At 72.6% G+C, this 11,929-nt stretch carries 12 protein-coding genes; 5 read left to right on the top strand and 7 right to left on the bottom strand.

Annotated elements, in window-relative coordinates; all coding sequences use genetic code 11:
• Positions 1 to 96: 96 nt before the first annotated feature.
• Entirely contained in the window at positions 97 to 990 is an 894-nt protein-coding gene (locus tag ACPXCS_RS29370) for an SCO1860 family LAETG-anchored protein (RefSeq protein WP_425945692.1), read from the bottom strand.
• 152 nt (positions 991 to 1,142) lie between these two features.
• Positions 1,143 to 2,240 (bottom strand): amidohydrolase family protein, encoded by a 1,098-nt coding sequence (locus ACPXCS_RS29365; RefSeq protein ID WP_425945691.1) that lies wholly within the window; start codon positions 2,238 to 2,240, stop codon positions 1,143 to 1,145.
• A gap of 131 nt (positions 2,241 to 2,371) precedes the next feature.
• Here ACPXCS_RS29365 and ACPXCS_RS29360 point away from each other — a divergent pair, with 131 nt between their 5' ends.
• The 5 genes from ACPXCS_RS29360 (at position 2,372) to thpD (ending at position 7,109) form a co-directional block, all read left to right on the top strand.
• Positions 2,372 to 3,472 carry a pyridoxal-phosphate-dependent aminotransferase family protein gene (locus tag ACPXCS_RS29360; RefSeq protein ID WP_425945690.1) on the top strand — a complete coding sequence of 367 codons (1,101 nt, stop codon included), beginning with the start codon at positions 2,372 to 2,374 and terminating at the stop codon, positions 3,470 to 3,472.
• A gap of 428 nt (positions 3,473 to 3,900) precedes the next feature.
• Positions 3,901 to 4,407, top strand: coding sequence for a diaminobutyrate acetyltransferase (gene ectA / locus ACPXCS_RS29355; RefSeq protein ID WP_311683799.1), 507 nt, complete (start codon positions 3,901 to 3,903; stop codon positions 4,405 to 4,407).
• A gap of 71 nt (positions 4,408 to 4,478) precedes the next feature.
• On the top strand, positions 4,479 to 5,750 hold the full coding sequence (ectB, locus tag ACPXCS_RS29350; protein ID WP_425945689.1) for a diaminobutyrate--2-oxoglutarate transaminase: 1,272 nt from the start codon (positions 4,479 to 4,481) through the stop codon (positions 5,748 to 5,750).
• Positions 5,751 to 5,788: 38 nt separating this feature from the next.
• Positions 5,789 to 6,187, top strand: a complete 399-nt coding sequence (locus ACPXCS_RS29345; protein ID WP_425945688.1) for an ectoine synthase — start codon at positions 5,789 to 5,791, stop codon at positions 6,185 to 6,187.
• A 7-nt stretch (positions 6,188 to 6,194) separates the two neighbouring features.
• Positions 6,195 to 7,109: an ectoine hydroxylase gene (thpD, locus tag ACPXCS_RS29340; protein ID WP_425945687.1), complete on the top strand. Its 915-nt coding sequence runs from the start codon at positions 6,195 to 6,197 to the stop codon at positions 7,107 to 7,109.
• 92 nt (positions 7,110 to 7,201) lie between these two features.
• Here thpD and ACPXCS_RS29335 read toward each other — a convergent pair whose 3' ends face one another.
• The 5 genes from ACPXCS_RS29335 to ACPXCS_RS29315 form a co-directional block, all read right to left on the bottom strand.
• Positions 7,202 to 8,254 (bottom strand): aminotransferase class V-fold PLP-dependent enzyme, encoded by a 1,053-nt coding sequence (locus ACPXCS_RS29335; protein WP_425945686.1) that lies wholly within the window; start codon positions 8,252 to 8,254, stop codon positions 7,202 to 7,204.
• Positions 8,255 to 8,350: 96 nt separating this feature from the next.
• Complete coding sequence (locus tag ACPXCS_RS29330) at positions 8,351 to 9,067, bottom strand: DsbA family oxidoreductase (RefSeq protein ID WP_425945685.1); 717 nt, start codon at positions 9,065 to 9,067, stop codon at positions 8,351 to 8,353.
• 74 nt (positions 9,068 to 9,141) lie between these two features.
• Positions 9,142 to 9,636: a GNAT family N-acetyltransferase gene (locus ACPXCS_RS29325; RefSeq protein WP_425945684.1), complete on the bottom strand. Its 495-nt coding sequence runs from the start codon at positions 9,634 to 9,636 to the stop codon at positions 9,142 to 9,144.
• 46 nt (positions 9,637 to 9,682) lie between these two features.
• The gene (locus ACPXCS_RS29320; protein WP_425945682.1) at positions 9,683 to 10,291 is read right to left on the bottom strand and encodes a DUF1349 domain-containing protein; all 609 of its coding nucleotides are present in this window, start codon (positions 10,289 to 10,291) and stop codon (positions 9,683 to 9,685) included.
• A gap of 100 nt (positions 10,292 to 10,391) precedes the next feature.
• The gene (locus ACPXCS_RS29315; protein WP_425945681.1) at positions 10,392 to 11,921 is read right to left on the bottom strand and encodes an aldehyde dehydrogenase (NADP(+)); all 1,530 of its coding nucleotides are present in this window, start codon (positions 11,919 to 11,921) and stop codon (positions 10,392 to 10,394) included.
• Between the last annotated feature and the right edge of the window lie 8 nt (positions 11,922 to 11,929).

The following is an 11,929-nucleotide window of genomic DNA, read 5'->3' as shown; positions in this document are numbered from 1 at the left end:
ACGACCGGAGGGAGACGGCCCCGCGTCCACGAGAGGGACGGGCTCCCGCGGGACCTCGCCGTGCCTGGGCCCGTCCCGCCGCCCGGGCCCTCTCGGTCAGCCGCGGCGCCGGGTCAGGAGCACCGCTCCCCCACCCCCGGCCAGCAGGGCCACAGCGCCGCCCACGAGATAGGGGGTGGCCGAACTGCCGCCCGTCTCGGCCAGGTTGGCCTCGGCGGGGGCGCCCTGGGGTTCGACGCCGGCGGGCGGGGCGGAGGTTTCCGTCGCGGGGACGGGTGTCCTGCACGTCGCCTCGGCCAGGGTGAGCGTGCCGTCGACCTCGGCGACGTTCAGCTTCAACGGGTCGACCGACACCTTCAGTTCGAGGGCGGTGGCGGCGGCCGAGCGGGCCGTGGTCCGGGTGTTCGACAGGTCCAGGCGCACCTCGCCGACGCCCGGCACCGTGACGACGGTCGGGCCGCCCGCGGTGAGGTTCACGCGCTTGCCGAGCACGGTGACCGAGCCGGGCAGGTCGGTCGTGGCGACCGGCTTCCTGCCCACCTCGCAGGTGGCCGTGGAGGTGACCTGCTCGACCTCGATCAGCGACAGCAGCGGCAGGCCCGGGACGTGCAGGCGGGCGTGGGCCAGGGTGGTGCTCCCCTCGGCCTTCGTGGCGGTCGTGGTGGCCGTCGCGCGGGCCACGTCCGCGCGCAGCACGCTGAAGGGCCGGCCGCCGTCCACCGCGTCCAGCCGGGCCGTCAGCGTGGTCTTCTCGGCGCTGCCCGGGGCCTCGACCTGGTTGAGCGAGACGGCGAGCGGGACCTCGACCGTCTTGTTCAGCAGCGAGACGTCGAGGCCGGTGCGCAGGACGACGGCGCTCGCACGCCCGTGGTCGCCGGTGGCGTGCGCCGGGCTCGCGCCGGCGAGGACCGCGGGCCCGGCGGCGAGGGCCGCCGCCATGGCGACGGCCGCCGGACGGCGTGCGGGCATGCGGAAGGAAGGGCTGTTCACGGTGGGGACTCCCAGAAGAGACAGGCTCGGGACCCGGAAAGAATCGCCCCGCCGCGCGCCCCCCGTCAGCGATCCGACGCCTCTTCACCCCAACGTGGCGGAATCGCCGCTGTATTCGAATCCCCCGGCACAGGCGTTCCCCGGCGTCACCCTCACGCCCCGCCCACCACACGCCCGTTGAGCACCACGCGGCGCGGCGCCGCCAGGACGCGCACGTCCGCGCGCGGGTCCTCGTCGTAGACGACGAGGTCGGCCGGGGCGCCCTCGTCCAGGCCGGGCCGGCCGAGCCAGGCGCGCGCCCTCCAGGTGCCGGCGGCCAGGGCCTCGACGGGCGGGATGCCCGCGGTGACGAGTTCGGCGACCTCGGCCGCCGCGAGGCCGTGGGCGAGCCCGCCGCCGGCGTCGGTGCCGACGAAGACGGGGATGCCGGCGTCGTAGGCGCCCCGGACCGTGTCGTAGCGGCGGGCGTGGAGCCGCCGCATATGGGCCGACCAGCGCGGGAACTTCTCCTCGCCGCCGTCGGCGAGCTGAGGGAAGGTCGCAATGTTGACGAGGGTCGGCACGATGGCGACGCCCCGTTCGGCGAAGAGCGGGACGAGGTCCTCGGTCAGTCCCGTCGCGTGTTCGATGCAGTCGATGCCGGCCTCGACGAGGTCCCGCAGGGAGCTCTCGGCGAAGCAGTGCGCGGTGACGCGGGCGCCCAGGCGGTGCGCCTCCGCGATGGCCGCCTCCACCGCGCCGCGCGGCCAGCAGGCCGACAGGTCGCCGAGGTCGCGGTCGATCCAGTCGCCGACGAGCTTGACCCAGCCGTCGCCGCGCCGGGCCTCCTGGGCGACGTAGGCGACCAGGTCGTCCGGTTCGATCTCCCAGGCGTAGTTGCGGATGTAGCGGCGGGTGCGGGCGATGTGCCGCCCCGCGCGGATGATCTTGGGCAGGTCCTCGCGGTCGTCGACCCAGCGGGTGTCGGACGGCGAGCCCGCGTCACGGATCAGCAGGGTGCCCGCGTCCCGGTCGGTCAGCGCCTGCTTCTCGGCGACGTCCCGCGGCACCGCGCCGTGCCGGTCGAGTCCGACGTGGCAGTGCGCGTCGACGAGGCCGGGCAGGGCCCAGCCCTCGACCGTGCGGACGTCGCGGGCGCCGGTGGGGCGGTCGTAGGAGACACGGCCGTCGACGACCCACAGTTCGTCCCGGACGTCCTCGGGCCCGACGAGCACCCGTCCCTTCACGTGCAGCACCGCGTGATCGCTCATGCACCGCACCTTAGTGAGCCGCGGGCGGCGTCTCGAAGGGGGCCGGTCGCCCCGGGCCGCGCGTACGGGGGCCGCGGGACCCGCCGGTTACCCTCGTTGCCGTCGAACCTGTGAGTGAAGAGAGCATTGCTGTGACGCATCCGTTTCTGGACCTGGCCCCGCTCGGCGCGGACCGCTTCGCCGCGATCGAGGACCGTGTGGCGCGGCTGCTGAACACCGAGCAGGACGTCGTGATCATGCAGGGGGAGGCGCTGCTGCCGCTGGAGGGCGCGATCCGCGCCGCTGCCGGTCCGGGGACGACGGCGCTGAACGTCATCACGGGTCCCTACGGGCAGACCTTCGGCGACTGGCTGCGGGACTGCGGCGCGACGGTCGTCGACCTGGCCGTGCCCTTCCACACGGCGGTGAGGGCCGAGCAGATCCGGGAGGCCTTCGCCGCGCACCCGGAGATCGACTTCGTGTCGCTGGTGCACGCGGAGGCCGCGACCGGCAACACCAATCCGGTCGCGGAGATCGGCGAGGTGGTGCGGGCGCACGGGGCGCTGTTCTACCTGGACGCGGTGGCGTCGATCGGCGCCGAGCCGGTGCTGCCGGACGCGTGGGGCGTCGACCTGTGCGTGATCGGCGCGCAGAAGGCGATGGGCGGGCCGGCCGGGGTGTCGGCGGTGTCGGTGAGCGAGCGGGCCTGGGCCCGGATGGCGGCGAACCCGCGGGCGCCGCGGCGGTCGTACCTGTCGCTGCTCGACTGGAAGGAGCGCTGGATCGACGGCGGCCGCAAGGCGCTGCTGCACGCGCCGGCGCAGCTGGAGATGCTCGCGCTGGAGGCGTGCGTGCAGCGGATCGAGGCGGTCGGTCCGGACGCGGTGATGGCGCGGCACGCGGCGGCCGCGGCGGCGACCCGCGCCGGGGCGGTCGCGCTCGGCGGCGGCCTGGAGCCGTACGTGCGCGACGCCCGGGACGCGGCCCCGGTCGCCACGACCCTGCGCGTCCCGGCCGGGGTGGTGGCCTCGCAGCTGGTGGCGCGGGCCCTGGCGGCGGATCCGGCGCTGCCGGTCGCCGCGGGCGGCGGCGCGCTGGCCGGGGAGATGATCCGGGTCAACCACTACGGCCCCGACGCGACACCGGGCGCCGTCCGCGCGAGCCTGGCGGCGCTCGGCGCGGCCCTGTCGGAGCAGGGCCTGCCGGTGAACGTGGAGGCGGCACTCCGCTCCGCCGAGGAGGCGTGGCGCTGACCACCGCCCGATCCCGCCCGGGCCTCGCGCGGCACGACGGTCACGCCGAGGTCCCGCGGGAACGTGTCGGCGGGATGACCGGGGCCTGAATTCCATGCGCTTTTCGAATTGTCCCACATGTAAGCCGGAACACAATTAAGAATTCTTTCAAGAACAGCTTCCCGTATTCTTCTGCCCGCTTTTCCTGGTCCTAAACGCGCAGATTTCGAGGACCTTCCGCGAGGTAATTCTGGCGGATCTCGTGGGGGTTACCTGCCTGTGACGCGTTACACACAGTGACCATTTTGCCCGGTAATACCCGGACAATACAGGGCATCCCGCCGCCAGGGTGCCCCACGTCTCGCGCTCGCGTGATAACACAGGCCGAGCCCATATGTAACCCCGATCGGCGATGCAATTTTGAATTTCGCTGGGTAAGTTCAATTCGCATGACCGCCGTACAAGCAGATCCGCAAATCGACCGACCCACGGTGGCCGACGGAGCCGCACTGTGGCGGATGGCGAAGGACTCGAAGGTTCTCGACGTGAACTCGTCCTACAGCTATCTGCTGTGGTGCCGCGACTTCGCCGCCACGTCGGCCGTCGCGCGTGACGAGCGCGGCGAGCCGATGGGCTTCATCACCGGGTACGTACGACCGGACAGCCCGCGCACCCTGCTGGTGTGGCAGGTCGCGGTGGACGAGGCGCACCGCGGCCGCGGTCTGGCCGCGGCGCTGCTCGACGGCCTGGTCGCGCGGACCGTCGCCGAGCGCGCGGTGACGACGGTGGAGACGACCATCACTCCGGGCAACGCCGCCTCGGAGCGCCTGTTCACGTCCTTCGCCGAGCGGCACGGCGCGCCGCTGGAGCGCGAGGTGCTGTTCGACACGGGCCTGTTCCCCGACGGGCCGCACGACCCGGAGGTCCTGTACCGCATCGGCCCTCTGCCCCGCTGAGACCTCCCGCCCGACCCCGCAGACTTCACAGACTTCGCAGACTTCCCCCACGCACCGAGGAGCGATTCGTCGTGACCATCACCCAGCCCGACCTGAGCGTCTTCGAGACCCTGGAGTCCGAGGTGCGCAGCTACTGCCGCGGCTGGCCCACCGTCTTCGACCGTGCGGTGGGCAGCCGCATGTACGACGAGGACGGCCACGAGTACCTCGACTTCTTCGCCGGAGCCGGGTCACTGAACTACGGGCACAACAACCCGGTCCTCAAACGCGCGCTGATCGACTACCTGGAGCGGGACGGCGTCACGCACGGCCTCGACATGTCGACCACCGCCAAGCGCCGCTTCCTGGAGACCTTCCAGAACCTGCTGCTGCGCCCGCGCGACCTGCCGTACAAGGTCATGTTCCCGGGCCCGACCGGCACCAACGCCGTGGAGTCCGCGCTGAAGCTGGCGCGGAAGGTGAAGGGGCGCGAGGCGATCGTGTCGTTCACCAACGCCTTCCACGGCATGTCGCTGGGTTCGCTGGCCGTCACCGGCAACGCCTTCAAGCGCGCCGGCGCCGGCATCCCGCTGGTGCACGGCACGCCGATGCCGTTCGACAACTACTTCGACGGCCAGGTCCCGGACTTCCTGTGGTTCGAGCGGCTCCTGGAGGATCAGGGCTCCGGCCTGAACAAGCCGGCCGCCGTGATCGTGGAGACCGTGCAGGGCGAGGGCGGCATCAACGTGGCCCGGCCCGAGTGGCTGCGCGCCCTGGCCGACCTGTGCGAGCGGCAGGACATGCTGCTGATCGTCGACGACATCCAGATGGGCTGCGGCCGTACCGGCGCGTTCTTCTCCTTCGAGGAGGCGGGCATCACGCCGGACATCGTCACCGTCTCCAAGTCCATCAGCGGCTACGGCCTGCCCATGTCGCTGTGCCTGTTCAAGCCCGAGCTCGACGTCTGGGAGCCCGGCGAGCACAACGGCACCTTCCGCGGCAACAACCCCGCCTTCGTCACGGCGACCGCGGCCCTGGAGACGTACTGGGCCGACGGCTCCGCGATGGAGAAGCAGACCCGCACGCGCGGCGAGCAGGTCGAGCAGGCGCTGATCTCCATCACCGAGGAGAACCTGGCCGACGTGAAGGAGTACCGGGGCCGCGGCCTGGTGTGGGGCATGGAGTTCCACGACAAGGCCCGCGCGGGGATGATCGCCAAGCGCGCCTTCGAACTCGGGCTGCTCATCGAGACGTCCGGCCCGGAGAGCGAGGTCGTGAAGCTGCTTCCCGCCCTCACCATCACGCCCGAGGAGCTGGACGAGGGCCTCAGCACGCTGGCCCGCGCCGTCCGCGAGACCGCCTGACCACACAGCACCACCCACCTAGGAGGCATCGCAGCACCGTGATTGTCCGTTCGTTCAAGGAGATCGAAGGTACCGACCGGCACGTGAAGGCGGCGTCCGGCACGTGGGAGAGCAAACGCATCGTCCTCGCCAAGGAGAAGGTCGGCTTCTCCCTGCACGAGACGATCCTGTACGCGGGTACGGAGACGTCGATGTGGTACGCGAACCACATCGAGGCCGTCGTCTGCGTCGAGGGCGAGGCCGAGCTGACCGACCACGAGACCGGGCAGAAGCACATCATCACGCCCGGCACCATGTACCTCCTGGACGGGCACGAGAGGCACACGCTGCGGGTCAAGCAGGACTTCCGCTGCCTCTGCGTGTTCAACCCGCCCGTGACCGGACGGGAGGACCACGACGAGAACGGCGTCTACCCGCTGCTCACCGAGGAGGTGTGACGTTTCCATGACCGCCACGACCGACACGACCACCACCACCGGCATCCCGGACCTCTATCCGACGCGCGGGGCCACCGAGGTGCTCACCCCGCGCCAGGACCCGGTCGTCTGGGGCGCGCCCGACGCGCCCGGGCCGATCGTCCCGGCCGACCTGCTGTCCTTCGAGCGCGACGGCTTCCTCGCCATCGACCAGCTCATCGAGGACGACGAGGTCGCCGTCTACCGCGACGAGCTGAACCGGCTGGTGAACGACCCGGACATCCGTGCCGACGAGCGGTCGATCGTCGAGCCGAAGTCCAAGGAGATCCGCTCGGTCTTCGAGGTGCACAAGATCAGCGAGGTCTTCGCCCGGCTGGTCCGTGACGAGCGGGTCGTGGGCCGGGCGCGGCAGATCCTCGGCTCGGACGTCTACGTCCACCAGTCGCGGATCAACGTCAAGCCCGGGTTCGGCGCCAGCGGCTTCTACTGGCACTCGGACTTCGAGACGTGGCACGCCGAGGACGGTCTGCCGCGGATGCGCACGGTGTCGGTCTCGATCGCGCTGACCGAGAACCACGACACCAACGGCGGTCTCATGATCATGCCGGGGTCGCACAAGACGTTCCTCGGGTGCGCGGGGGCCACGCCGAAGGACAACTACAAGAAGTCGCTGCAGATGCAGGACGCGGGCACGCCCTCGGACGAGGCGCTGACCGGGTTCGCCGCCCAGCACGGCATCAAGTTGTTCACGGGCAAGGCCGGTTCGGCGACCTGGTTCGACTGCAACTGCATGCACGGCTCCGGCGACAACATCACGCCGTTCCCGCGCAGCAACGTGTTCATCGTGTTCAACAGCGTCGAGAACACGGCGGTGGAACCGTTCGCGGCACCGGTGCGACGCCCGGAGTTCATCGGGGCGCGGGACTTCACGCCGGTGAAGTGAGCGCGGGTCGCGGTGCACTGGCCGTGTGAACGAGCTGCCGGGTGGGGCCTCCTCGTGTGGGACGGGAGGCCCCACCCGGTTTTTCCACGCCCTCACCCCTTGAGGGCGTCCAGCAGCCGGTCGACGTCCGCCGCCGTGTTGTAGAGGTGGAACGCGGCGCGCAGGTTCCCCGCCCGGTCGGACACCTCGATGCCCGCCGCGCTCAGCTCCCGCTGCCGGTGGCCGAGACCGGGAACGGACACGATCGCCGAGCCCGGCGCGGGCACCGGCCGGTGTCCCAGCTCGGCGAGCCCCGCCCGGAAGCGGTCCGCGAGCCCGACGTCGTGGGCGTGCAGGACGTCGACGCCGATCTCCTCGACGAGGGCGAGGGAGGCGCGCAGCCCGGCGTGGCTGAACAGGGACGGACTGACGTCGAACCGCCGCGCGGAGCGGGCGTGTTCCTGCACCGGTCCGTAACAGCTGTCCCAGGGCACCTCGCCGGCGACCCAGCCGGCGAGCAGCGGGGTGAGGCCGCCGAGGTCCCGGGGGGCGACGAAGAACGCGGCGCCGTGCGGCCCGAGGAGCCACTTGAAGCCGACGCAGGCGAGGAAGTCGTCGGCGTCGCCGTCCATCGGCAGCCAGCCGGCGGACTGGGAGACGTCGACGTAGGTGCGCGCCCCGTGGGTCCGGGCCGCGTCGCGCACCGCGGGCAGGTCCGCGAGCCGGCCGTCGGCGGACTGGACGCTGCTGACCGCGACCAGCGCGGTGCCGGGCCGGACGGACTCGGCGAGCCGCTCCAGGGGCACGGCCCGCAGCTTGAGGTCGCCGCGCTCGTGGAACGGGTTGACCAGGGAGGCGAAGTCGCCCTCGGCGGTGAGGACTTCGGCCCCGGCGGGCAGCGAGGCGGCGATCAGGGCGCCGTACTCGGCGACCGAGGTCCCGGTCGCGACCCGCTCGGCGGGCACACCGGCGAGCCGGGCGAAGGAGGCGCGGGCGGCCTCCACGTCCTCGTACAGGGGACCCAGGGGTGTGCCCTCGGCCCGCATCCGCACCGCCTGCTGCACGGCGGTGACGGTACGGGCGGGCAGGAGCCCGTTGCTCGCGGTGTTCAGGTAGGTGTGCTTCGGGGTGAACTCGGCACGGACGAGGTTCTCGAAGGTCTCCATGGGACCACTCTGCGACCCCCGGATCCCCCCGTCCATTGCCGATTTCTGCGTGATATGGCCAAGAAACGCTTATGGAACCGCTCCGAGCTGGGCGTTTCAGCGCTGGGGCACGGCGCATCCAACCGGGCCGCAGGCACCGTCGGCGTCCGCTCCGCCGACGATCTCCAGCGGCGCGGGCTCGCCGTAGGCCTGGGCGAGGGCCCGGGCGAAGACCTCGGCGGGCTGGGCGCCGGAGACGCCGTACTTGCGGTCGAGGACGAAGAACGGCACCCCGTTCGCGCCGAGCTGCGCGGCCTCCCGCTCGTCGGCGCGGACGTCGTCGGCGTACGCGCCGGGGTCGGCGAGCACCGCCCGCACGCCCTCCTCCGGAAGGCCCGCGGCGAGGGCGAGCTCCACCAGCCGCTCGTCGTCGGCGAAGACGGAGCGCTCCTCGGCGAAGTTGGCCCGGTACAGCAGGTCGAGCAGCCGCTCCTGGCGGCCCTGCTCCTTGGCGAAGTGGAGCAGGCGGTGCATGTCGAAGGTGCTGCCGTGGTCGCGGCCGCGCGTGCGGTAGTCGAGCCCCTCGGCGGCGGCCTGGGCGCCCAGGTTGTCCTCACCGGCCTCGGCCTGCGCGGGGCTCATCCCGTACTTGCTGGTGAGCATGTCGATCACGGGCTGGACATCGTCCTTGGCGCGCCCCGGGTCCAGCTCGAAGGAGCGGTGCACCACCTCGACCCGGTCGCGGTACGGGAACTCCCGCAGCGCCTTGTCGAAGCGGGCCTTGCCCACGTAGCACCAGGGGCAGGCGATGTCGCTCCAGATCTCGACGCGCATGACTTCGGCTCTCTCCAGCTCTCGGGGTACGGAGGCTCCCTCCGCCGGGTACATGAACGTTCAAGCAGGACGTTTCATTCCCCGCCCAGGACCAACCGCATCCGCAGGTGGTGGTCCCCCGGCTCCGCCGGTTCGGGCACCCAGCCCTGCCGCCGGTAGAAGCCCTGCGCCCGCCGGTTGTCCACGTGCACGTCGAGCACGGCGGTGTGTCTGCGGTCGGCCTGCCACTCCTCGACGCAGGCGGCGTGCAGCGCGCTGCCCACGCCCCGGCGCCAGTGGCCGGGGTCGACGTGGAACTGGAAGAGCTTCACCGTGTCCGGCGGGGCGTCCTCGGGGGTGCGGAAGGACGCCAGGCCGACGATGCGCCCCTCCTGCACGACGCACAGCACCCGCCCGTCCGGCCGGGTGAGGGCGCTGCGCCAGGAGGCGTGCCAGTCGGTGCCGTCCTGCGGCGCCCCGCCGGGGTAGTACGTCGCCCGGGCCCGGGCGTGCAGCGCGACGACGTGCTCCACCTCGGAGGGCAGCACCGTGCGGATCACGCGGCCGGAGGTCACTCTGTCCCTGATCATGGAACGAAGGACGTACCCGGCCGGGAGGGCGGTTCCCCGCCCGGCCTCAGCTGCCGTCCCGCAGGTCGTCCGGCCAGTGCGGCCTGAACTCGATGTGGTCGTAGGTCACCACGCAGCCCGCCCCCATCGGCGACTGCGTCATGAAGCCGGCCAGGGCGGCGGCCGTCTCCTTCTCGTCGCCCAGGGTGAACAGGCGGACGAAGGTCCAGCGCTCCCCGTCGCGTGAGGCGTGGAAGGCGAAGGCCCGGCCGGTGCGGCTCACCCGGAGCCAGACGGAACTGCCCTCCACCGTGAAGGAGTTGGCGTCGTCCGAGTGGCCGCGGGTGACCACCGTGCAGACGGTGGGGACGTCCGGGGAGTACTCCAGGCAGAGCTTGGCCCAGGCACGCTCGCCCACGTGGACGTAGAGCACCCCCGCGTCGAAGGCCGCCGCGAACCCGACCGTGACCCTGGCGATCAGCTGGAAGTCCCCGCCGGGCGCCCCCAGCAGCCGCGGCGCGTCGGAGGCCGGGTCCAGCCCCTCCCCGGTGGGCGGCACGAACCGGTCCTGCCGCGCCCCGGCCCACCCGGTGAGCACGCCGTCCTCGTAGGACCAGTGCGCCTCGGGCCCGTAGGAGCGCAGCGGGAACGGCAGTTCGGGAAGTTCGAGATCCATTCGGCCCACTCTTCCAGACGCGCCCTTCGGGGGCGCGGGGAACTGCGCGAACGGCCACGGCGCACCGGCAGCCCGCGCTCCACCCGCACCCCCGCCGAGCTCAGCGCTCCAGCCGCCCGTTGAACCGCCGCGGCAGCCCCAGCGGGTTCTCGTCCCGCAGCTCCGCCGGGAGCAGCGCCTGCGGGGCGTTCTGGTAGGCGACCGGCCGCAGCCACCGCTCGATCGCCGTGCCGCCCACCGACGTGGACGTCGACGTCGTCGCCGGGTACGGCCCGCCGTGGTGCTGCGCGGGCGCGACCGCGACCCCCGTCGGCCAGCCGTTCACCAGCACCCGCCCGGCCAGCGGCGTCAGTTCCTGCAGCAGCTCGGCGCCGCGGCCCTGGCCGGCGGCCTCCTCCTCGGACAGCTGCACCGTGGCGGTCAGGTTGCCCGGCAGCCGCGACAGCACGGCCTTGACCTCGTCCTCGTCCTCGTAGCGGGCCACCACGGTGACCGGTCCGAAGCACTCCTCCAGCAGCAGGTCGTGCTCGCCCTCCCGGGCCAGCCTGCTGGCGGGGACGGTGAGGAAGCCCGCACTGACGGTGTGCTCGCCGCCCGCTCCGGGCGTGACCGGCGACTCGACGTCGGGCAGCTCGGCCCGTTCGGCGACACCGGCGACGAAGTTGTCGCGCATGCGGTGGTCGAGCAGGACCCCGGCGTCGGTGTCGCTGACGGCGTCGGTCAGCGACTTGAGCAGGGCGTCTCCGGCGGCGCCGGACGGCGCGAGGACGAGGCCGGGCTTCACACAGAACTGGCCGACGCCCAGCGTCATCGAACCGGCGAGGCCGGAGCCGATGGCCTCGGCGCGCTCGGCGGCCGCGGCCTCGGTGACGACGACCGGGTTGAGCGAACCCAGCTCGCCGTGGAACGGGATCGGCACGGGGCGGGCGGCCGCCGCGTCGAACAGGGCCCGGCCGCCTCGCACGGAGCCGGTGAAGCCGGCCGCCGCGACCAGCGGGTGCCTGATGAGTTCGACGCCGGCCTCGAAGCCGTGGACCAGGCCCACGACGCCCTCGGGGATGTCGTGCCGGGCGGCGGCGCGGCGCAGCACCTTGGCGACGTACTCGGACAGGGCCGGGTGGTCCGGGTGGGCCTTGACGACGACGGGGCAGCCGGCCGCGAGGGCGCTCGCGGTGTCGCCGCCGGCGACGGAGAAGGCGAAGGGGAAGTTCGAGGCCGAGTAGACGGCGACGACGCCGAGGGGCACCTTGTAGCGGCGCAGGTCCGGGATCGGCGGGGTGGCGGTGTCGTCGGGGTGGTTGATGACGACGTCGAGGAAGGCGCCCTCGTCGACGATGTCGGCGAAGGCCCGCAGCTGGTAGCGGGTGCGCGCGAGCTCGCCGGTCAGCCGGACCGGGCCGAGCGCGGTCTCGGCGTCGGCGGTCTCGACGAGGCCGTCCTCGGCCGCCTGGAGCTCCTCGGCGGCGCTGCGCAGGAAGGCCGCGCGGACGGCGCGGTCCGCGAGCGAGCCGCGCGCCTCGTGCGCGGCCCGGACGGCGGCGTCCACCTCCTGGGCTGTGGCCTCCACCGCAACCTGCTCGCGCTGCTTCCCGGTTCGGGGGTCGACACTCCAGACTGGTGCTGCTGCCACCGCGGGTC

The sequence above is a fragment of the Streptomyces sp. DT190 genome, from assembly GCF_049846985.1.
Taxonomy (GTDB): domain Bacteria; phylum Actinomycetota; class Actinomycetes; order Streptomycetales; family Streptomycetaceae; genus Streptomyces.
This window is presented reverse-complemented; position numbering and strand designations above follow the sequence as displayed.